Below are 21,641 nucleotides of genomic sequence, written 5' to 3'. Positions count from 1 at the left end.
CTCAGCAGGTCAGCAGCCCCGCGTTGTGCTTGGCGGTCAGCACCCGCCGCAGGCTGTCGGTCACCGCGCTGCGCAGGGCGGCGTCCTGCGGCATCCGGCTGAGCACCGCGGCGGTCATCGGCGCGATGTCGCTCGGCTTGACGGTGAGCACCACATTGCCGCCCGCCTTGAGGAAGTCCACCGCCCGCTGGGCGGGGGTGTGGTCGCTGACCGCTGCCGCCGCGCCGAGGTCGTCGGAGATGATCGCGCCCTTGAAGCCGAGCGAGTTGCGCAGCAGGTCGCGCATCACCACGGAGGAGAAGGCCGCCTGGGTGCCGGGGTCGATCCGGGAGTAGATCGCGGAGGACACCATCACGAAGGGTGTGCCCGCCTTGATCGCGCTGCGGAACGGCTCCAGATACGGGTCGGTGCGGGTGGTCGTGGAGTCGGTGACACCGGCGCTGAAGTCGGTGTTGCCGGTCACCCGGCCGAGGCCGGGGAAGTGCTTGGCGGTGGGGATGACGCCGGCCTGGAGCATGCCGCGAAGGAAGGCGGTGCTGTGGGTGGCCACCGTCGAGGGGTTGGTGCCGTACTCCCGCTGCAATTTGCCGATCGGGGCGTTGACGTTCACCAGGTTCGGCGGGACGGTGTCGGCGACCGGCGCGAGGTTCATCGTCACGCCTGCGGCCTTCAGCTGCTGTCCCCAGGTCTTCGCGTCCTTCTGCAGGGTGCCCGCGGACAGACGCCCCTGCTGGACCGCCGTCGGGATGGTGCTGAAGCCGGGACCGCCGAGCACCTGGACCTGGCCGCCCTCCTGGTCGGTGGAGATCAGCATCCTGACGGTGGCGCCCTTCACCGAGGGCGCCAGCTTCTTCACCTGGTCGGTGACCCTCTTGATCGCGGCGGTGCCCGCGGTCGAATGGCCCATCAGGAAGACCGAGCCCACCCGGCCGCCGGTGATCGCGGCGGACTGGGCGCCCGTCATGCCGGAGGTGCTGACCGCGCTCATGAACAGCTGGCCCACCCGCTGGGCCTGGCTCATTCCGGCAGCCGCCCGGTCCACGCAGCTGGCTGGCGTGGCGCTGGCCGGCTTGGTGGCCGGCGGCGCGGCCGTCGCGTGCGAGGCGGTGGGGGAGGCCGACGCGGTGGTGCCGGTGGGCGTACCGGGGGTGGTCGCGGCGGAGGAGCCGGGGGCGACCGCGGAGCTGCTGCTGCCCGAGGATGTCGAGCTGTCGTCACCGCACGCGGTCAGGGCCGCGGTGGCGGTCGCCAGCAGGCCGAGCACGAGCCCGGCGCCGCGGACGCCGCCGCGCGGGCCACTACGGGGGCCGCCGCGCGATCCGGTACGGGACTGCGCGCGATACGGTCGCGGGGCGGCGGGGGAACGGGTCGGCTGGCGCACGGCGGGACCTCACACCTCATCGGTCGTCCGGGAAGGGCCGGAAACAGCGGTTGTGTCTCCCTTTCTTCCTGCCACCCGAGACACCAGTCATCTCATGTGAAGAAAAGAAACCCTCGTGAGTGGATCAGCATGCCCCCTGTCGGCCCTGTCGCGCATCCCGGAGTCGGCCCGTGCGTGAGCCGGTACGTGACGCGTGCGCGAGCCGTACCCACTGCCCTACGCACGGTGCTTGACGCTGCGCACGGCCGGGGGTGAGCATGTGGGAGCGCTCCCATGGGCGGGTGGGCGGACACCGGGTCCCGGTGGGCCGGCCGTCCGCCTGCGGGCGCGGTCCCCCCACCACGACCATCGCCCTCCCAGGAGGACGCGTGCCCATATTCCGAACACCGCCCGCGCGGACCGTCCGCCGCGCCCGGGCCGCGGCGGTGACCGCGGTCGCCGCCCTGCTGCCCCTGGTGATGGCGGCCACCGCGGGCGCCCCCGCGGCCCGCGCCGCCACCCCGGCCGCCGCACCCGCCGCGGCCGGCGGCTACAACTACGCCGAGGCCCTCCAGGACTCGATGCTCTTCTACGAGTCGCAGCGCTCCGGCAAGCTGCCGGCCGACAACCGCGTCTCCTGGCGCGGCGACTCCGACCTCACCGACGGTGCCGACGCCGGGATCGACCTGACCGGCGGCTACCACGACGCCGGGGACGAGGTGAAGTTCGGCTTCCCGATGGCGTTCTCGATGACGATGCTCGGCTGGGGCGGCATCGACGAGGCCGCCGGCTACACCAAGAGCGGCCAGAGCAGCTATCTGCTGCGGAATCTGCGCTGGGGCGACGACTGGCTCCTCAAGGCGCACCCGTCCGCCAACGTGCTCTACGGCCAGGTGGGTGACGGCGGCAGCGACCACTCCTTCTGGGGTCCGCCCGAGGCCAACCCGGAACCGCGGCCCTCCTTCAAGATCGACGCCTCCTGCCCGGGCTCCGACCTGGCGGGCGAGGCCGCCGCGGCGCTCGCCTCCTCGTCCATGGTCTTCAAGGCGAGCGACCCCGCGTACTCCGCCACCCTGCTGACCAACGCCAAGCAGCTCTACACCTTCGCCGACACCTACCGCGGCACGTACGACAAGTGCATCACCGCGGCCCAGGGCTACTACAACTCGTGGAGCGGCTACTGGGACGAGCTGGTGTGGGGCGCGCTGTGGCTCTACCGCGCCACCGGCGACAGCACGTATCTGACCAAGGCGGAGACGTACTACGCCCAGCTGCCCAAGATGCAGCAGACCACGACGCCCGAGTACAACTGGACGCTCGCCTGGGACGACAAGTCCTACGGCGACTACGTGCTGCTCGCCGAACTCACCGGCAAGCAGACCTATGTCGACGACGCCGAGCGCTGGCTCGACTGGTGGACCACCGGGGTGAACGGCCAGAAGGTGGCCTACTCGCCCGGCGGCGAGGCCTTCCTCGACACCTGGGGCTCCCTGCGCTACTCGTCCAACACCGCATACGTGGCATTGCAGTTCGCCCACTGGCTGGGCTCGCAGGGCAAGGACGCCGCCAAGGCGCAGACCTACCACGACTTCGGCGCGCGGCAGATCGACTACGTCCTCGGCGACAACCCGGCCAAGGAGAGCTACGAGATCGGCTTCACCAACTCGGGCAAGAACACCAAGTGGCCCCAGAATCCGCACAGCAGGGCCGCGCACGGCTCCTGGTCGCAGTCGATGACCGAGCCCGCCGCGACCCGGCACCTCGACTACGGCCTGCTGGTCGGCGGCCCCGGCTCCGCGGACGACGGCTTCTCCGACGAGCGCTCCAACTACGGTGAGACCGAAGGCGCGCTGGACTACAACGCGGGCTTCTCCGGCGCGCTCGCCGCCCTCACCGACGAATACGGCGGCACACCGCTGGCGAACTTCCCGCCGAAGGAGACCCCGGACGGCCCCGAGGAATTCCTCCAGGCCTCGGTCAACGCGGCGGGCACGAACTTCTACGAGATCAAGGCGCAGGTGGTCAACAAGTCGGGCTGGCCGGCCCGTCACCTCACCCACGGCAGCTTCCGCTACTACTTCACCCTCGACGCCGGCACCAGCCCCTCGCAGGTCACCGTGACCTCGGCCTACAACCAGTGCCTGGCACCGACCGGTCCGACGCTGCTGTCCGGCAACGTCTACTACGTGACGGTCAGTTGCGAGGGCCAGGACATCGCCCCCGCCGGGCAGTCGCAATTCCACCGCGAGGTGCAGTTCCGGCTGACCTTCCCCGGGCCGCACGACCCGACCCGGGACTGGTCCTACCAGGGGGTGTCCACGGTGCCGGGCTCCACCCCGGTCACCGTCAACGACATGGTCCTCTACGACGGCTCCAGCGCGGTGTGGGGCGCCGCGCCCAGCGGCTCGGGCACCACCGACCCGCCGGCGACCCCGCCGGGCGCTCCCGGCACCCCCACGGCGCCGGCGGTCACCGGCACCTCGGTCACCCTGACCTGGCCGGCCGCCACGCCGGGCAGCCTGCCGCTGGCCGGCTACCAGGTCTACGCGAACCGGGGCACGGGACCCGTACTCGCCGGGACCACCACCGCCACCAGCCTCGTCGTGAGCGGGCTGACGGCGGGCACGGCGTACGCCTTCACCGTGAAGGCGGTCGACACGGCGGGCAGCGTGTCCGCGGCGTCGGCCGCGGTCTCGGTGACCACGACGACCGGCACGACGCCGCCAGGCGGCGGTGCCGCCTGCACGGCCGTCTACAAGGTGACCAACGCCTGGTCGGGCGGCTTCCAGGCGGACGTCCTGGTCACGAACACCGGCAGTGCGGCGCTCAACGGCTGGACGCTGACCTTCACTTTCGGCGGCGACCAGAAGGTCAGCAGCGGCTGGAACGGGACGTTCGCCCAGAGCGGGCAGAAGGTCACGGTGACCAATCCGTCGTACGCCCCGACGCTCGCGCCGGGCGGCACGGTGGATCCCGGCTTCACGGGCACGTACACCGCGAGCAACGCGGCGCCGAGCGGCTTCGCCGTGAACGGGGTCCCCTGCACATAGCGGCTCCGCCGCGGTTGGCGGTTTGACGGCGCGCCATGGCCCGGCGCGCCGTTCTCCGCGGCCTCAGGGGGCTGCCCCTTGCGGTGGCGGTTCGCACGTGCGGTGCGTCGTGGCCGGCCGCGCCGTTCCCCGCGCCCCCATGGGGTTGCCCTTTGCGGTGGCGATGCGGCCTCACCGCCGTCGTGGCCGCGCCGTTCCCGCGCCCCCGATGGCTTGCCCTCTGCCGGAGAGGGCGCTCCCAAGGGGCACGGGGAACGGCGCGCTCAGCCGAAGTGCACCGCAGGTGTGAACCCCGCCGCAAGCGGCACCCACCCCCCGGGGGCGCCGGACCTGCGAGGGTCAGGGGTGGGAGACCTCGGCCAGGCGGCGAGCCAGGTAGCGGCGCTCCGCCTCGGTCGGCGCCAGGGACAGGGCCTCGCGGTAGGCGGACTCCGCTTCCCCGGGGCGGTCGAGGCGCCGCAGCAGGTCGGCGCGGGTGGCCGGGAGCAGGTGGTAGCCGGACAGCTCGCCGGCCTCGGCGAGCGCGTCGGCCAGGGCGAGCCCGGCCCGCGGGCCTTCCGCCATCGCGACCGCCACCGCCCGGTTCAGCTCCACCACAGGACCCGGCGCCATGCGCGCCAACTCGCCGTACAGCAGCGCGATCTGCGGCCAGTCGGTGTCCGCGGCGTCGGCGGCCTGCGTGTGGCAGGCCGCGATCGCGGCCTGCACCTGGTAGGGGCCGGGCCGCCGGGCGGTGAGCGCCGCCTCCAGGACGGCGGTGCCCTCGGCGATACCGCGCCGGTCCCATCGGCTGCGGTCCTGCGCCTCCAGCGGCACCAGATCGCCGGCCGCGTCGGTCCTGGCCGCGTACCGCGCGTCGTGCAGCAGCATCAGCGCCAGCAGCCCGGCCGCCTCCGGCTCGCCGGGCAGCAACTCCGCCAGCAGCCGGGCCAGCCGGATCGCCTCCGCGGTGACCCGGCGCTGGTCGGGGCCCGCGGCCCCCGGCGCGTAACCGGCGTTGAAGAGCAGGTAGAGGACGGCGAGCACCGCCGTGGTGCGCTCGGGCAGCAGTTCGGGCGGCGGCACCCGGAAGGGGATGCCGGCGTTCCCGATCTTGTTCTTGGCCCGGGTCAGCCGCTGCGCCATCGTGCCCTCGGCCACCAGGAAAGCGCGGGCGATCTCGGCGGTGCTCAGCCCGGTCAGGGTGCGCAGCGTCAGCGCGACCTGCGCGGGCAGCGGGAGCGCCGGGTGGCAGCAGGTGAAGATCAGCCGCAGCCGGTCATCGGGCAGCACCTCGTCCGGCAGCACCTCGTCCGGCGGCGCGGCGTCCGGCTGCCCGGGGGCGAGCCGGGCCGCCTCGCGCAGCTTGACGCTCTCGTTCGCGGCCCTGCGCAGCCGGTCGAGCGCCCGGTTGCGTGCCGTGGTGGTCAGCCAGGCGCCGGGGCGGCGCGGCACGCCGTCCCGCGGCCAGCGTTCGAGCGCCCGCTCGAAGGCGTCCTGCGCGCACTCCTCCGCCAGGTCCCAGTCCCCGGTCTGCCGGATCACCGCCGCCACGACCCGGCCCCACTCCTGGGACCAGGCCGTGGCGACGGCTTCCTTCACCGCGTCGCGCACCGGTGGCTCACTCCGTCCAGAACGGCCGCACCTCGACCATGCCGAACTTCGCGACCGGGTGCTTGGCCGCGATCTCGACGGCCTCGTCCAGGTCGGCGCAGTCGATGATGTCGAAGCCGGCCATCTGCTCCTTGGTCTCGGCGTACGGCCCGTCGGTGAGCAGCTGGGCGCCGTTCCTGACCCGTACGGTCGTGGCGTCCTCCGCCGGGCGGGTCCTGTTGCCGTCCAGCCGTACGCCCCTGCGGGTCATCTCCTCGACCCACGGCTCGGCGTCCAGGTCCCCGGGCGCGGCGTCGGGGAAGCCGTCGGCGGTCTCACTGCAGATCAGCAGCAGGTACTTCATGGCGCGTCTCCTCGTCTGTGTCCTTGCCGGGAGTTTTCCCCGGTCACCCCTACGACGATCGGGAAGCACCCGGATGTACACCACGCGGCAGATTCGCCGGAGTTCTCCCGCGGGGCTGCACGTGGACGGCTTCCGGTGGGCGTACCCACGGGCGTACGGGACATACGTACCCGCCGAGGGACGGCGGGTCTGACGCACCATCGTGCCCGGCGGACATGCCGGGCGTGGCAGCCGCGCGGGAAGCGCCGACCGATGTGACACTGCGAGATGGAGGTGATCTTCGATGGCTGGATCCGCGGCCGGACCCGCTGCGGCGGCCGGCGACACCATCACCACTGATGTGCCCGCACGCCTGGACCGACTGCCATGGTCGAGATGGCACTGGATGATCGTGATCGGGCTCGGCACGGTGTGGATCCTCGACGGTCTGGAAGTGACGACCGTCGGCAACATCGCCGGGCGGATCGCCGAGGACGGCAGCGGCCTGGCCGTCACCGCCGCCCAGATCACCGGTATCGCCGCCGCGCTCTACGTGGCGGGCGCCTGCACGGGCGCGCTGTTCTTCGGCTGGCTGACCGACCGCTACGGCCGCAAAAAGCTCTTCATGATCACCCTCGCGGTGTATCTGAGCGCCACCGCGATGACCGCGCTGTCCTTCCAGCCCTGGTGGTTCTTCACCTTCCGCTTCCTGACCGGCTTCGGTATCGGCGGTGAATACGCGGCCATCAACTCCGCCATCGACGAGCTGATCCCGTCCCGCTTCCGCGGCCGGGTCGACCTGATCATCAACGGCAGCTACTGGCTGGGCGCGATCGGCGGCTCGCTGCTGTCGATCGTGGCGCTCAATACCAGTATCTTCCCCCAGGACGTCGGCTGGCGGCTCACCTTCGCCCTCGGTGTGGTGCTCGGCCTGGTGATCATGCTGGTCCGCCGCCATGTGCCGGAGAGCCCGCGCTGGCAGTTCATCCACGGCCACGGCGACGAGGCGAACGAGCTGGTCGGCTCGGTGGAGAAGGAGATCGAGGAGGAGAAGCAGGAGAAGCTGCCCAGCCCGAAGACGAAGATCACCATTCACCAGCGGGCCAGTGTCGGCTTCGGCCTCATCGCCAGAACGGTCTTCACGCGCTATCCCCGGCGCGCGGTGCTGAGCCTGTCGCTCTTCATCGGCCAGGCGTTCCTCTACAACGCCATCACCTTCGGCTTCGGCAATATCCTGACCACCTTCTTCGACGTGTCGACCGGGAAGACCGGCTATTACTTCGCGGTGATCGCGGCGGGCAACTTCATGGGCCCGCTGCTGCTCGGCAGGCTCTTCGACACCGTGGGCCGGCGGATCATGATCTCGTCCACCTATCTGCTGTCGGGCCTGCTGCTCTTCGGCACCGCGTGGCTGTTCGACCGCGGTTCGCTGGACGCCACGACGATGACGGCCTGCTGGTGCGCGGTGCTGTTCTTCGCCTCCGCCGGAGCGAGCAGCGCGTATCTGACCGTCTCGGAGATCTTCCCGATGGAGACCCGGGCGATGGCCATCGCGTTCTTCTACGCCATAGGAACCGCCGCGGGCGGCATCAGCGGCCCGCTGGTCTTCGCGGACCTGACCAAGTCGGGCGTGGTCGGCGACACCGTGACCGCCTTCGTGATCGGCGCGTCGCTGATGTGCGCGGCCGGTATCGTCGCGGCCTTCCTCGCGGTCAAGGCGGCGGGCAGGTCGCTGGAGGACATCGCGACCCCGCTGTCGCAGACCGCGCCTGCCGAGTCGACCTCGGCCACCAGCGGCGCCTGACCCCCGGCAGCGGTGGTGCACCAGGACCGGCGGCGGAATGCCGCCGGTCCTGGCTGTTGTGCGCGATCCCTTGTGGGCGCCCTGCGGGCGTGTTAGTTTCACGGCCATTCGAGCCCGTCGAATCAGTTCGACAGTGCGATGTCCTGCGGTCCGGCGGCCCAACACCTCGGCGAGGCGAGGCGGGGCAGTCGTCGGTCCGGCAGCCCGGCGGCTCGGTGCTACAACAGCTCCACAGCTCGGCAGTTCCACAGCTCGGCAGTTCAACGGTGACGATGGGGTCGGTCAATGACGGTGACGATTGCGGATGTCGCGCGGCACGCGGGTGTGTCGCGCAGCACGGTGTCGTATGTGCTCAGCGGCAACCGCACCATCTCGCCGGAGACCATCAAGCGGGTCGAGGGCAGCATCGCGGCCCTCGGCTTCCGGCCGCACGCCGGGGCGCGGTCGATCCGTACCCGCCGCACCGGAGTGATCGCCATGGCGCTGCCGATGGTGCACGGCCCGCACAACCAGGTGCAGATGCCGTACGTCTGGGCGGCCCTGACCGCCGCCCAGGACAGCGGCCTGAAGGTGCTGATGCTCACCGACGACGACGGGGAGGCGGCGATCAGGGACGCGGTCGCCAGCGCCCTGGTCGACGGGGTGATGCTGATGGAGGTGCAGCGGCACGATCCGCGGATTCCGCTGCTCACCCGGCTCAAGTGCCCCGCGGTGCTGGTCGGCACCCCCGACGAGCCGCACGGGCTGCCCCGGGTGGACTTCGACTTCGCGCTGGCCGCCAGGGCGTGCGCGGACCACCTGCACGACTCGGGCCACACCGAGGTCGGCTACCTCGGGCAGCCGCCCGAGGCGTTCGGCCGGGACGTCGCCTACGCCGTGCACGCCAGGGAATCCGTACTGGCCGCGCTGGAATCCCGCGGTCAGCGCACCGTGTGGGCGGCCTGCGACCCGACGCCCGCCGGGGTGGTCAGCGCGCTGGACGACCTGCTGGCCAGGCAGCCGGGACTGACCGCGCTGATCGTCTACAACGAGCGGGTCCTGCCGCTGGTCAGGGACCGGCTGGCCGGGCTCGGCCACCGGGTGCCCGACGACATCTCGCTCATCGCGATCTGCCCCGACGACGAGGCCGAGCGGTGCGATCCGCCGCTGACCTCGGTGTCGCTGCCCGCGGAAGAACTGGCCAGGGCCGCGGTCCGCAGCCTCGCCCGGCGGATCGAGGGGGAGGAGCTGCCGGCCGAGACGCTGCTGGCGCCGACCCTGAAGATCCGGGCGAGCACCGGGCCGCGGCGCGGCTCCACCGGCGACGGCCCCCGGCGGGGCCGCACCTGAACGGGCGTCGGGCGGGCCCGGTCCACGGCGCGAGCCGGGCCGCTCCGTCGCCACTGTCGAATTGATTCGAATGCCCGGCGGCGCAACTGTCACCGCAGCTCCTCAGTACCCGCCGCCGGGCTCCTTGACCACAGCTCAGTACCGAACCGTGAAAGGCACGTCATCATGAGCCGCTTGCTTCGTACGTCCCGCCTGTTCCGCCCGGCCGCAAGACCCGGCACGCTGGCCGCACTCGCCGCCGCCGGGGCGCTCACGCTGGCCGCCTGCGGCACCGGCTCGGGCGCCGGCGGTTCCGGCGGCGCGCCGGACACCCTCACCGAGATCGACTACTACGACGCGGCGCCGCAGAACACCCAGCTGCCGCAGATCCTCGACGAGTGCGCCGCCAGGACCGGGGTGAAGATCAAGCACCAGCAGGTGCCGCGCGCCCAGTTCATGCCGAAGCTGCTCCAGCAGGCGTCCGCGCGCTCCCTGCCCGACCTGGCCCTGATCGACAACCCCGACCTGCAGCAGCTCGCCGCCACCGGCGGCCTGGTGTCGCTGTCCAGGGCCGGGCTGAGCACCGAGGGCCTCTACCCGTCGATCGTGCAGGCCGGGCAGTACCAGGGCCAGACGTACGGCATAGCGCCCGGCGTCAACGGCCTGGCGCTCTACTACAACACCGACCTGTTCACCCAGGCGGGCCTCAAGCCGCCCACCACCTGGGACGAGCTGACCGCTGACGCCAGGAAGCTGACCCGCGGCTCCCGCTACGGCGTGGCCTTCAGCGCGGTCGGCACCGAGGAGGGCACCTTCCAGTTCGAGCCGTTCTTCTGGACCGCGGGCGCGAGCCTGAAAGCGCTGGACTCCCCGCAGGCGGTGCAGGCGCTCACCTTGTGGAAGGACCTGGTCGGCTCGGGTTCCGCGTCCAAGTCCGTGGTGACCTGGACCCAGGCCGACGTCAACGACCAGTTCATGGCGGGGAACGCCGCGATGATGGTCAACGGCCCCTGGCAGCTGCCGACCCTGAACGCCGACAAGAAGCTGCACTTCGGCGTCGTCCCCATCCCGATCCCCGGCCCCGGCGCCAAGCCCGTCACCCCGCTGGGCGGCGAGGTCTGGACCGTCGGGCACAGCAATGCCGCCCGCGAGGCCAAGGCCGTCGCCGTGGTCAAGTGCCTGCTCGGCCACGACGAGAGCGCCACGTGGTCCAAGGACGCCGGGTACATCCCGAGCAATCAGCGGGCCGCCGCGCAGCTGGCCGCCAGTGACCCGCAGCTGGCCGCCTTCGTGCAGGAGGTCGGCACCGCGAAGGCCAGGACCACCGAGCTGGGCACCGACTACCCCAAGGTCAGCCAGGCCCTCGCCGACGCCATCCAGGCGGCACTGGCCGGCGGCACCAGCCCCGAGAAGGCGCTGTCCCAGGCCCAGAGCGCGGCGCGGAACTGACCGCGGCCCCGACCCCGATCACGTACCAGACGGGAAGCGCACCATGTCCACCACCGTTCAGGGCAGGCCGGCCGCGGTGACCGCGGCCGCCGCCGCACCCGGCGGGCGCAGCCGCGGACCGGCGCGAGCCCGCTGGGCGGCCGTCGCCTTCGTCGCCCCCGCGTGGCTCTACGTCGCCGGCTTCTACCTCTACCCCCTGGCCAGCAGCATCCGCATGGGCTTCCAGGACTACACCGTCTCGTCGTTCTACACCGGTGTGGCGCCCTACGTCGGCTGGGACAACTACAGCAAGGTCCTCCACGACAGCCACTTCGGCCGCACGGTGCTCAACACCGTTGTCTTCACCGCCGGTTCGCTGGTCTTCCAGTTCGCCCTCGGGCTGGCGCTCGCGGTGTTCTTCAACCGGAGGTTCCCGCTCGGCGGCCCGCTGCGCTCGCTGCTGCTGGTGCCGTGGCTGCTGCCCCTGGTGGTGTCGGGCACCGCCTGGCGGTGGATCCTCGACACCGACTCGGGGGTGCTCAACCACGCCCTGCTGCAACTCCACCTGATCGGCCACCCGGTGCCCTGGCTGGCCAGCACCCATGACGCGCTGACCGCCGTGACGCTGGTCAACATCTGGGTCGGCATCCCGTTCAACATGGTCATCCTCTACGGCGGTCTGCAGAGCATCCCCGGCGAGCTGTACGAGGCCGCGGCGCTGGACGGCGCGGGCGGGTGGCAGCGCTTCCGGCACATCACCCTGCCGCTGCTGCGGCCGGTCACCGCCGTGGTGCTCACCCTCGGCCTGATCTACACCGTCAAGGTCTTCGACGTGATCATGATCCTCACCCAGGGCGGTCCCGCGGGCTCCTCGCAGACGCTGACCACCTTCGCGTACAACCTGTCCTTCCAGCAGCTGGAGTTCGGCCGCGGTGCGGCGGTGGGCAATCTGCTCATCGTGGTCGCGGTGGTCTTCGCCGTGGTCTATCTGCGGGCCACCCGCGAGCAGCGGCAGGCCGGCCGATGAGCGCCGCGGCGAACCGGCGGACCGGCCGGACCACCGCCCCGCGCGGCGGCGGGCGAGGAGCCGGGGGAGCGTACACCGCGGTCGCGCTGCTGATCCTCGCGGTGATGCTCTTCCCGCTGTACTGGATGCTGAACGCCTCGCTGCTGCCGTCCACCGACCTGGTCAAGAGCTCGCCGACCTGGATCCCGCTGCACGGCACCCTCCAGGGCTACCGCAGGGCGCTGTCCAGCCAGGGCAGCCACCTGCTGGTCAGCCTCGGTGTGTCGGCCGGCACCGTCGTACTGGTGCTGCTGATCGCGGTGCCCGCCGCCTACGGGCTGGCCCAGCTGCGGGCTCCCGGCGGACGGCTGCTGACCTTCGCCTTCCTGATCGCCCAGATGATCCCCGGCGTGGTGATGGCCAACTCCTTCTACACCGCGGCCAGCAAGCTGCACCTGCTCGACTCGCCGCTGGCCCTGATCCTCGCCGACTCGACGCTGTGCGTGCCGTTCGCGGTGCTGGTCCTCCAGGCGGCGATGCGCGGGGTGCCGGCCGAGCTGAGCGAGGCCGCGGTGCTCGACGGGGCGTCGAGGCTGCGCACCCTGCTGTCGGTGATCCTGCCGGTCAGCCGGAACGCCGTGGTCACCGCGAGCCTGTTCTCGTTCCTCTTCGCCTGGGCCGACTTCCTCTTCGCGGTCACCCTGACCACCAGGGACGACCGGGCGCCGGTCACCGTCGGCATCTACCGCTTCATCGGCGCGCACCTGAGCGACTGGAACAGCGTGATGGCCACCGGGATCATCGCGTCCCTGCCCGCGGCCGTGCTGCTCGTCGTCGCACAGCGCTACGTCGCCGCCGGTGTCACCAGCGGCGCGGTCAAGGACTGACCGGCCACCGCCGGCCGCGCCCGTACGTCCGTACCACGAACCGAGGAGAAAGACCTTGCCGTCCGCCTTCACCCAGCTCCCGAACCTCCTGCGGTGGCGACACGGCCACCACGTGCTGGAGATCCAGCCGTGGGGTCCCGACAGCGTCCGGGTGCGGGCCGGCGTCCACCGGGTCGCCGACGGCCTGCCCGGCGCGCTCGACCCCGAGGCCGCGACACCCGCGGACGCCGCCGTGGAGATCCACGACACCCACGCCGCCCTCACCAACGGGCTGCTGCGGATCACCGTCGGCGCCGCCGACGGGCTGGTCACCGCGACCCGCGCCGACACCGGCGAGGAACTGCTGCGCGAGGAGCCGCCGCACTTCTGGTGGCCCGGCGCCCGGCACTTCGAGTCGGCCGGCGGCGGCCTGCACCGTATCGAGCAGCGCTTCGCCGCCTACGACGGCGAGCGCATCCACGGCCTGGGCCAGCACGGCCACGGCCGCTTCGACCAGAAGGGCACGGTGCTCGAACTCCAGCAGCGCAACGGGGAGGTGTGCATCCCCTTCGCGGTCTCCAGCCGCGGCTACGGCTTCCTGTGGAACAGCCCCGCCGTCGGCCGGGTGGAATTCGCCGCGAACGGCACCCGCTGGGTCGCCGACCGGGCCAGGCAGCTCGACTACTGGCTCACCGCCGGCCGCACCCCCGCCGACATCCTCGGCCACTACGCCGACGCCACAGGCCACGCCCCGGCCTTCCCGCGCTGGGCCTCGGGCCTGTGGCAGAGCAAGCTGCGCTACCGCAACCAGGCCGAGGTCCTCGACGTGGCCCACGAGTACGCCCGACGCGGCCTGCCGCTGTCGGTGATCGTCATCGACTACCTGCACTGGCGCAACCTCGGCGACTGGGACTTCGACCGCCGCGACTGGCCCGACCCGCGCGGCATGGTCGACGAACTGCGCGCGCTGGGCGTCGAGGTGGCGGTCTCGGTCTGGCCCTCGGTGAGCCCGCTGTCCGAGGGCTACGCCGCGCTCCGCGACGCCGGACAGCTGGTGGCCACCTACAGCGGGGCGACCGTGCACGCCGACTGGCCCGACACCGAGGAGGCGCCCGAGGGCATCGGCGTCGCCTTCTACGACGCCACCGACCCGGCGGCCAGGGCCGCCCTGTGGGACCGCCTCCAGGAGAACTACTACAAACTGGGCATCCGCGCCTTCTGGCTGGACGCCTGCGAGCCCGAGATGCGCCCGGGACACCCGCACAACCTCGACTACGCGGCGGGCAGCGGCTCCGAGGTCGCCAACCTCTACCCGCGCGAGCACGCCCGCGGCATCCACGAACACCTCACCGCGCAGGGCGAGACCGAGGTGCTGTCGCTGGTCAGATCGGCCTGGGCCGGATCGCAGCGCTACGGCGCCGCGCTGTGGTCGGGCGACATCCCCGCGACCTTCGACGCGCTCGCCGACTCGATACGCGCCGGCCTCAACGTCGCCCTGAGCGGCATCCCGTGGTGGACCACCGACATCGGCGGCTTCCACGGCGGCGACCCGGACGACGAGCACTACCGCGAACTGATGGTCCGCTGGTTCCAGTTCGCCGCTTTCTGCCCGCTGCTGCGACTGCACGGCCACCGCGAACCGCGGGTCTTCCACGGCCCGATCGGCGTCGGCGGCGGCCCCAACGAGATCTGGTCGTACGGCGAGCGGGCGCAGGCCGCCATGACCGCCGCCCTGCACCTGCGCGAACGCCTGCGCCCCTACCTGCACGAGCAGCTGGCGGCCGGCCGCGCCGACGGGCTGCCGCTGATCCGCCCGCTGCTGCTGGAATTCCCCGCCGACGCGGCCGGCTGGGACATCGACGACCAGTTCCTGTGCGGCCGGGACCTGCTGGTGGCCCCGGTCCTGCGGCCGGGCGCCACCGAGCGCCGGGTCTACCTGCCGGCCGGCGCCGAATGGAAGGACCTCGCCGCCGGCACCGTCCACCGGGGCGGGCGGTGGGTGACCGCCGCCGCCCCGCTGGACACCGTCCCGCTCTTCCTCCGCGACCACGCCGATCCCTTCACCCCCCTCAGGGAGACACGATGAAACGCACCACGACAGGGAAGTCCGCCGCACGCCACGGACGGCGCCCCTGGACGCTGCCCGTGCTCGCCGCGCTCGGCGCCGCCGCCCTGGCCGCGGCGGCCCTCAGCCCGGTGCCCGCGGCAGCCGCGGACTCCGAGGTCACCATCGACCTGGCAGCCCAGGGCGCGGCCCCCACCGCGGTCGGCTCCGGCTTCCTCTACGGCCTCAGCCAGGACGGCTCCGCGCCCGCCGACAGCCTGCTCCAGCCGCTCAAGCCCGCGCTCTTCCGCGGCGGCGGCGCCCGGATCGCCGGCGGCGGCTGGCTCGGCGACGGCTACACCGCGGGATCCGGCTACCGGATACGGATCAACTCGGCGCTGTCCCAGGCCCGCCGGGTCACCGCGGCGCCCTACCACGCGACCTACCACCTGCTGGTCTCCGACGTCTGGGGCGCCGACACCACCCAGCCGGCGAACACCGTCTACCCCTGCGACAACGGCGACTGCTCCAACTGGACCGCCTTCATCGACAAGCTGGTCGCCGACGTGCAGGCGTCCGGCGTACCGGTCGCGTACGACATCTGGAACGAGCCGGACGGCACCGGCTTCTGGCAGCGCGGCGTCAACAGCGCCCAGTACTACCGGATGTGGGACACCGCGGTCCGGGAGATCCGCCGCCTGGTGCCGTCCGCGCAGATCGTCGGCCCCTCCTACAGCGGCTACAACCACGGCTGGCTCGACTCCTGGCTCGGGCAGACCAAGGCCGACAACACCCTGCCGAACGTGCTCAACTGGCACTTCGGCGACGACCCGGCCGCCGACGCCGCCGACGCGCGGGCCCTGGAGTCCGCGCACGGCATCGTCCCGCTGCCGCTGACCATCAACGAGTACCTCTTCTCGCAGCAGCAGAACTCCGCCTACACCGCGTGGTTCCTCGACCGGCTCTCCGCCTCAGGCGTCACCGCCGCCGCCCACGCGATCTGGTCGGACTGCTGCGGCGCGGGCACCCTGGACTCGCTGCTCGTCGGCGGGCAGCGCACCGGTCAGTGGTGGGTCTACCAGGCGTACGCGCGGCTCAGCGGCCGGCTGCTCGGCACCACCGGCAGCGGCGGTGTCGCCGTCGCCGCGGGCTCCGACCCGGCCGCCCACCAGGTGCTGGCGCTGCTCGGCAACAACTCGGGCCAGGGCGGCACCACCACCGTCACCGTGCGGAACCTGTCGGCGGCCTCCTGGCTGATCAACAACAACGCGGTGCACGCCACCGTCCAGCGCATCCCCGACCAGAGCCCGCTCGACGCGCCCGTCACCGTCTTCGACGGCGACGTGACCCCCTCCGGCGGCGCCCTGCACGTGCCGGTCACCCGCACCAGCGGCTCCGACGCCTACACCGTCACCCTCACCCCGGGCAACGGCAGCAGCGGCCCGGTCGACCCGACCGTGGTGGTGGACGGCACCGACACCGATACCGCCGACCTGGACCACTTCGGCTACGGCGCGAACTGGGGCGTCACCAACGGCGTCAGCGACATGTACCAGCAGACCGCGAACTGGTCCTTCACCGGCGGCGCGGTGGCGACCTTCACCTTCCGCGGCACCCGGGTCGCCCTGCACGCGGTGCGCGACACCGACCAGGGGATCATGTCGCTGTCCGTGGACGGCGGCGCGCCGGTCACCGTCGACAACTACGCGGCGAGCCGCAACGCCTCGGGCGTGGTGTGGACCAGCCCGCAGCTGACCGCGGGGCCGCACACCCTGACGATCACCGACACCGGACAGCGCAACGGCGCCAGCGGCGGTACCAACATCGCGCTGGACCGGGCCGACGTCACACCGTCCTGACCTGTACGTCCCCGTCCCCCCACGCACGACGCGGGTCGGGTGGACTCCCCTCGGGGGAGTCCACCCGACCCGCGCGGGCGGTGACGGCTGCGGTCAGTCCTCGGTCATCAGTCCCGAGCGCAGCTTGGTGACGATACGGCTGAGCAGCCGCGACACGTGCATCTGCGAGCAGCCCAGCTGCTCGCCGATCTGCGCCTGGGTGAGCTCCTCGCCGAACCGCAGCCGCAGCAGCAGCCGGTCGCGCTCGGGCAGCTTCTCGATCAGCGGGGCCAGGGTGTGGAAGTCCTCGAAAAGGTCGAGCGCCGGGTCGCACTCGCCGACGGTCTCGCCGAGGGAGCGGCCCTCGCCGTCGCCGTCGCCGTCGCTGTAGGGGATGTCGATGGAGCCCGCGGTGTAACCGTTGGCGGCCACCAGACCCTCGATGACCTCCTGCTCGGACAGCTCCAGGTGCGCGGCCAGCTCCGCCACCGTCGGGTCGCGGTCCAGTTCCAGCGCGAGCGTCTCCTTGGCCTTGCTCAGCTCCACCCGCAGCTCCTGCAGGCGGCGCGGCACATGCACCGCCCAGCTGGTGTCACGGAAGAAGCGCTTCATCTCCCCGACGATGTACGGCACCGCGAAAGTGGTGAACTCCGTCTCACGGGAGAGGTCGAACCGGTCGATCGCCTTGATCAGGCCGATGGTGCCGACCTGCACGATCTCCTCGAGGTCGGTCGCCGGCCGGTTGCGGTAGCGCCCGGCGGCGAAGCGCACCAGCGACAGGTTCATCTCGATCAACGTGTTGCGTGCGTAGCTGTAGGCCGCGGTGCCCTCCTCCATTTCCTGGAGGCGGTCGAAGAACATCTTCGACAGGGTCCGCGCGTCCTGCGGCGCCACGGCCGTCGCATCGTCGATCAACGGCAGCCCGCCGGTTGTGGCTTCCGGTCCGCTCGGCCACCGTGCGTCCTGCGGCACCACGCGCGTCGCCATCGCCGACCTGCCCGTGCATTCCGTCTGCTCAACTGTTGGGGTCACGTCATCGCCTCGCACTCGTACGACTGGTGCCGACCGTCTTCCCCGGCTTTCGCATCCTATGCATTTTTGTTGTGGGTTTTGTTGTGGGCGAGCTTTCCCGGCAGCCACCGCAGCTGCTCGACCTGCTGGTGCGGGCCGCCGCCCTCGTGGCCGTTGAAGTCGTAGACCTCGATCTGCTTGTCCTCGCCCGCGTAGGCGTTGAAGGCGGCGAAGACGGTGGAGGGCGGGCAGGTCTCGTCCTCCAGGGCGGTGGAGAACAGCGCGGGCGCCCGGCCGCGGGCGGCGAAGTGGACGCCGTCGAAGTACGCCAGGGTGTCCAGCACCCGGGCCTTGCGGTCGCGGTGGACCGACAGGTATTTGCCCACCTCGCGGTAGGGGAGGGCGTCGGTGAGGGTGATGGCCCGCGGGAAGTCGCACAAGAAGGGGACATCAGGGGCAATTGCCGCCAAGTCGGGCACCAGGCCGCCGACCGCCACCGTGATGCCGCCGCCCTGGCTGATGCCCGCGGCCACGGTGCGGGCCGGGTCGGCCAGCGGGTGGGAGCGTGCGGCCTCCACCGCGCGCACGGCGTCGGTGAAGACCCGGCGGTAGTAGAAGTCGTACGGGTCGTCGATGCCGCGGGTCAGGAAGCCGGGGGAGGCGGGGCTGCTGCCCACCGGGTCCTCGGTGTCGCCGGTCGACCACCCGCTGCCCTGGCCGCGGGTGTCCATCACGAAGTGCGCGTAACCCGCCGACGCCCACAGCAGATGGGTGTGCGCCAGGCCGCGGCCGCCGCCGTAGCCGACGAATTCCACCACGACCGGCAGCGGCTCGCTCGTGCCCGCGGGTACGGTGAACCAGCCCTTGACCGGGTGGCCGCCGAAGCCCGCGAAGGTCACGTCGTAGGAATCGACCGTCGTCAGACCGGTCGATACCCGCTCGAATCGGGCGTCGAGCTCGTACTGCCGCGCCTGGCCGAGGGTGTCGGTCCAGAACTGGTCGAAGTCGGCCGGCTCGACGGAACTGCTGCGACGGGCGCGGAGCTGGTCGAGCGGCAGGTCGAAGAGGGCCATCGGTAGTCCTTCGCGGCTGGGCGGTGGTCGATCACCCACACCGTACGTCCTGCGGGAGCCGCGCAGAAGCCCCCGCTTAACCGGTTGAGCGACCTCTTGGTGCCGGCGGACGGCCGGACGGGTCCCGTGTGCTGCGCCACCGGGACCGCCCGGCCGTCCGAGTTGTGCCAGTTCATGCCGAATCCGTGCGAGTTGATGAGATTCGATCCGGTTCGTGCTGATTCGTGCCCAACAACGAGGAATGTGGGGGGATGGTTTGGTGATCAGCGCTTCGCGTCACCGTTGCCGGCGGGCCGGCCTCGGCCCGGGTCGGTCGTGCAGCCGCCCTTGCGGCAGTTCACGTCGGGGCAGGACATGGTGGTCACCTCTTCTCTGCGAGGTCGTCACTTCTCTTTGTCATGTCATCGGGTCTGCGATGTCGTCCGGCATGCAGTCGAACAGCAGTTTGTCGACCCGCCGGCCGTGCCACAGTGCGGCACTGCGCAACCGCCCGGCCGCCCGGAACCCGGCCTTGAGGTACGCGTTCACCGCTGGGGTGTGGGGCGCCGGCACCTCGAGCCACACCGAGTTGAGCGAGGCGATCGTGAACGCCCATTCGAGGGTCAGCGCGGTGGCCTCCGCCGCATAGCCGCGGCCGCGCTGCTCGGGGGCGATCACCAGGGTGAATTCGGCGCTGTTGACGGACATGTCGACGCTGAGGGCGGTGGTACCCACCGGGACTGCGTCCGGTGTGGTGATCACCTCGAAGAGTTGGTAGTGAGCCGATGTGTGGCTGGTGCGGAAGCGGGCCCGGAAGACCTCCCAGGACACCGGCCAGCGGGCGCCGAAGCCGACGACGGTCGCCGGGTCGGTCTCCCACCGGTGGTATTCCTGCATCATTTCTTCCCTCGCCAGTGCCAACGCCACCCGCGCCCCGGCGCGCAGCGGGACGGGTGCGGTCGGTGGGGTGTTGGTCCTCACGGTCTTGTCTCTCCTGTGTGTGCCCGGGCTCCGACCCTCGCAGCCGTCCATAAAGCGTCAATCCACCGGCGGTCCGACTGGGGCAGATCCGCCGAATTGCCGCCGTAGCGGCGGCCGTGTGCTTCATCGGGCCGCCGCGCCGGTCGCTCACGGCGACCGGTGGTCGCCGCGGGTGAGCCCGGCGGGTCCCAGCAGTCGCTTCGATAGGCTGACACCACATCAGCCATCACGGACTAAGGGAGCAGTACATGAGTGAGGCCGAGGACTTCAACGCGCGGATTGTGGCCGAATTCCGTGCCAACCACGGGAAGGTCGGCGGAAATTTCGAGGGAGCCCCGCTGCTTCTTCTGCACAACACGGGAGCCCGCAGCGGACGGAAGATCGTCAAGCCGATGATGTACCTGCGCGACGGCGACCGTTATCTGGTGTTCGCCTCCAAGGGCGGCGCCCCGGAGAATCCCGCCTGGTACCACAACCTCGTCGCGCACCCCGACGTCGAGATCGAGGTCGGCGACGAGACGATCCCGGTCCGCGCCGAGGTGCTGACCGGTGAGGAGCGGGACCGCAAATACGCCGAGCAGGCGGCGCTCTACCCCGGTTTCGCCGACTACCAGGAGAAGACCGACCGGATCATCCCGGTAGTGGCTCTGGTTCCGAGCGCTTCCGCGCGGTAGCCGGCCGCTGATCGGGGAAGGCAACAGGCACGCGAGTGTTCGAAGGCGGGAGAGGGTGCTGGTGAAGGTCGGGCTGCTGACTCGGGAGTATCCGCCGGATGTGTACGGCGGAGCCGGGGTCCACGTGGAATTCCTGGCGCGGGAGTTGCGCGCGCTGGTCGATGTCGAGGTGCACTGCTGGGGCGACGCCGCAGCCGAGGGCGGCGTGGTCAGGCACCGCGCGCCGACGTCCCTCGACGGCGCCAACGACGCGCTGCGCACCTTCTCCGTCGATCTGGCGATGGCCGCCGCCCTCCAGGGCCGCGACCTGGTGCACTCCCACACCTGGTACGCCAATCTGGCCGGGCACATCGGCAAGCTGCTCTACGGCGTCCCGCACATCCTCACCGCCCACTCCCTGGAACCGCTGCGGCCCTGGAAGGCCGAACAGCTCGGCGGCGGCTACGCGCTGTCGAGCTGGGCGGAGCAGACAGCGATGGAGTCCGCCGACGCGGTGGTCGCGGTCTCCGACGGGATGCGCCGCGACATCCTGTCCTGCTATCCCGCGCTCACCCCCGAGCGCGTCCACGTCATACGCAACGGCATCGACACCGCCACCTACCGCCCCGACGAGCGCACCGATGTACTGCGCAGGATCGGCATCGACCCCGACCGCCCCTATGTGCTCTTCGTCGGCCGCATCACCCGGCAGAAGGGCGTACCGCACCTGCTGCGGGCGGCCAGGGAGCTCGACCCGGCGGCGCAGCTGGTGCTGTGCGCCGGCGCCCCCGACACCCCTGCGCTGGACCGCGAATTCCGCGCGCTGTTCGACGAGCTGAACGCGGTGCGCGACGGTGTGCACTGGATCCCGGCGATGCTGCCGCGCCCCGCCGTCGTCCAGCTGCTCACCCATGCCGCGGTCTTCGCCTGTCCCTCGGTCTACGAACCGCTGGGCATCGTCAATCTGGAGGCGATGGCCTGCGGCACCGCCGTGGTCGCCTCCGCGGTCGGCGGTATCCCCGAGGTCGTCGAGGACGGCGACACCGGACTTCTGGTGCCCTACGACGAGCAGCGTCCGGCGGACTTCGAGGCCGGACTCGCCGCCGCGCTCAACCGGCTGATCGCCGACCCGGCGCAGGCCGCCGCCCTCGGCGCGGCCGGGCGGGAACGCGCGGTGCGGGAATTCGGTTGGGACACCGTCGCCCGCCGTACGGTCGAGCTTTACGAAAAAGTGCTCGCCGCCGGGTAGCGGAGGCAGGAAAAGAAAAATCCGGGGCAGGACGCGGTAGAGATGCGCCGCCGCCGTGGGACAGTTCGGCAGTTCG

16 protein-coding genes are annotated in these 21,641 nt (G+C 71.6%); 10 read left to right on the top strand and 6 right to left on the bottom strand.

Going from position 1 to position 21,641, the window contains the following annotated elements; translation table 11 throughout:
- Position 1 precedes the first annotated feature (1 nt).
- Positions 2–1,264 (bottom strand): glycoside hydrolase family 3 N-terminal domain-containing protein, encoded by a 1,263-nt coding sequence (locus OHA86_RS02060; protein ID WP_329171898.1) that lies wholly within the window; start codon positions 1,262–1,264, stop codon positions 2–4.
- A gap of 485 nt (positions 1,265–1,749) precedes the next feature.
- Here OHA86_RS02060 and OHA86_RS02055 point away from each other — a divergent pair, with 485 nt between their 5' ends.
- A complete protein-coding gene (locus OHA86_RS02055) occupies positions 1,750–4,410 on the top strand; it encodes a glycoside hydrolase family 9 protein (RefSeq protein ID WP_329171896.1) in 2,661 nt (886 codons plus the stop codon).
- A 339-nt stretch (positions 4,411–4,749) separates the two neighbouring features.
- Here OHA86_RS02055 and OHA86_RS02050 read toward each other — a convergent pair whose 3' ends face one another.
- A complete protein-coding gene (locus OHA86_RS02050; RefSeq protein WP_329171894.1) occupies positions 4,750–6,003 on the bottom strand; it encodes an RNA polymerase sigma factor in 1,254 nt (417 codons plus the stop codon).
- 7 nt (positions 6,004–6,010) lie between these two features.
- Positions 6,011–6,346: a YciI family protein gene (locus tag OHA86_RS02045; protein ID WP_329171892.1), complete on the bottom strand. Its 336-nt coding sequence runs from the start codon at positions 6,344–6,346 to the stop codon at positions 6,011–6,013.
- Between the two features lie 283 nt (positions 6,347–6,629).
- Here OHA86_RS02045 and OHA86_RS02040 point away from each other — a divergent pair, with 283 nt between their 5' ends.
- From OHA86_RS02040 to OHA86_RS02010, 7 genes are all read left to right on the top strand, one after another.
- The gene (locus OHA86_RS02040) at positions 6,630–8,129 is read left to right on the top strand and encodes an MFS transporter (RefSeq protein ID WP_329171890.1); all 1,500 of its coding nucleotides are present in this window, start codon (positions 6,630–6,632) and stop codon (positions 8,127–8,129) included.
- Between the two features lie 285 nt (positions 8,130–8,414).
- Positions 8,415–9,458, top strand: a complete 1,044-nt coding sequence (locus OHA86_RS02035; RefSeq protein WP_329171888.1) for a LacI family DNA-binding transcriptional regulator — start codon at positions 8,415–8,417, stop codon at positions 9,456–9,458.
- Positions 9,459–9,623: 165 nt separating this feature from the next.
- Entirely contained in the window at positions 9,624–10,886 is a 1,263-nt protein-coding gene (locus tag OHA86_RS02030) for an ABC transporter substrate-binding protein (protein WP_329171886.1), read from the top strand.
- Between the two features lie 43 nt (positions 10,887–10,929).
- Positions 10,930–11,892 (top strand): carbohydrate ABC transporter permease, encoded by a 963-nt coding sequence (locus OHA86_RS02025; protein ID WP_329171884.1) that lies wholly within the window; start codon positions 10,930–10,932, stop codon positions 11,890–11,892.
- A gap of 104 nt (positions 11,893–11,996) precedes the next feature.
- Entirely contained in the window at positions 11,997–12,758 is a 762-nt protein-coding gene (locus tag OHA86_RS02020) for a carbohydrate ABC transporter permease (protein WP_329182173.1), read from the top strand.
- 55 nt (positions 12,759–12,813) lie between these two features.
- The gene (locus tag OHA86_RS02015) at positions 12,814–14,823 is read left to right on the top strand and encodes a glycoside hydrolase family 31 protein (RefSeq protein ID WP_329171882.1); all 2,010 of its coding nucleotides are present in this window, start codon (positions 12,814–12,816) and stop codon (positions 14,821–14,823) included.
- Complete coding sequence (locus OHA86_RS02010; protein ID WP_329171880.1) at positions 14,820–16,640, top strand: beta-xylosidase; 1,821 nt, start codon at positions 14,820–14,822, stop codon at positions 16,638–16,640. Before OHA86_RS02015 ends, OHA86_RS02010 begins: the two co-directional genes overlap by 4 nt.
- A gap of 93 nt (positions 16,641–16,733) precedes the next feature.
- Here OHA86_RS02010 and OHA86_RS02005 read toward each other — a convergent pair whose 3' ends face one another.
- The 3 genes from OHA86_RS02005 to OHA86_RS01995 all read right to left on the bottom strand — a co-directional run bounded on the left by OHA86_RS02005 (position 16,734) and on the right by OHA86_RS01995 (position 19,663).
- Complete coding sequence (locus tag OHA86_RS02005) at positions 16,734–17,606, bottom strand: SigB/SigF/SigG family RNA polymerase sigma factor (RefSeq protein ID WP_329171878.1); 873 nt, start codon at positions 17,604–17,606, stop codon at positions 16,734–16,736.
- 101 nt (positions 17,607–17,707) lie between these two features.
- Positions 17,708–18,703 carry an acetylxylan esterase gene (locus OHA86_RS02000; RefSeq protein WP_329171876.1) on the bottom strand — a complete coding sequence of 332 codons (996 nt, stop codon included), beginning with the start codon at positions 18,701–18,703 and terminating at the stop codon, positions 17,708–17,710.
- Positions 18,704–19,099: 396 nt separating this feature from the next.
- Positions 19,100–19,663: a GNAT family N-acetyltransferase gene (locus OHA86_RS01995; protein WP_329171874.1), complete on the bottom strand. Its 564-nt coding sequence runs from the start codon at positions 19,661–19,663 to the stop codon at positions 19,100–19,102.
- A 248-nt stretch (positions 19,664–19,911) separates the two neighbouring features.
- Between OHA86_RS01995 and OHA86_RS01990 the strand changes: the two genes are divergently transcribed.
- Positions 19,912–20,337 (top strand): nitroreductase family deazaflavin-dependent oxidoreductase, encoded by a 426-nt coding sequence (locus tag OHA86_RS01990; protein ID WP_329171873.1) that lies wholly within the window; start codon positions 19,912–19,914, stop codon positions 20,335–20,337.
- Positions 20,338–20,398: 61 nt separating this feature from the next.
- On the top strand, positions 20,399–21,565 hold the full coding sequence (gene glgA, locus OHA86_RS01985) for a glycogen synthase (protein WP_329182171.1): 1,167 nt from the start codon (positions 20,399–20,401) through the stop codon (positions 21,563–21,565).
- Positions 21,566–21,641: the final 76 nt, after the last annotated feature.

The organism is Streptomyces sp. NBC_01477 (assembly GCF_036227245.1).
GTDB lineage: Bacteria > Actinomycetota > Actinomycetes > Streptomycetales > Streptomycetaceae > Actinacidiphila.
Note: the sequence above shows the minus strand (reverse complement) of the source record. Positions and strands in the feature narration are given on the sequence as shown.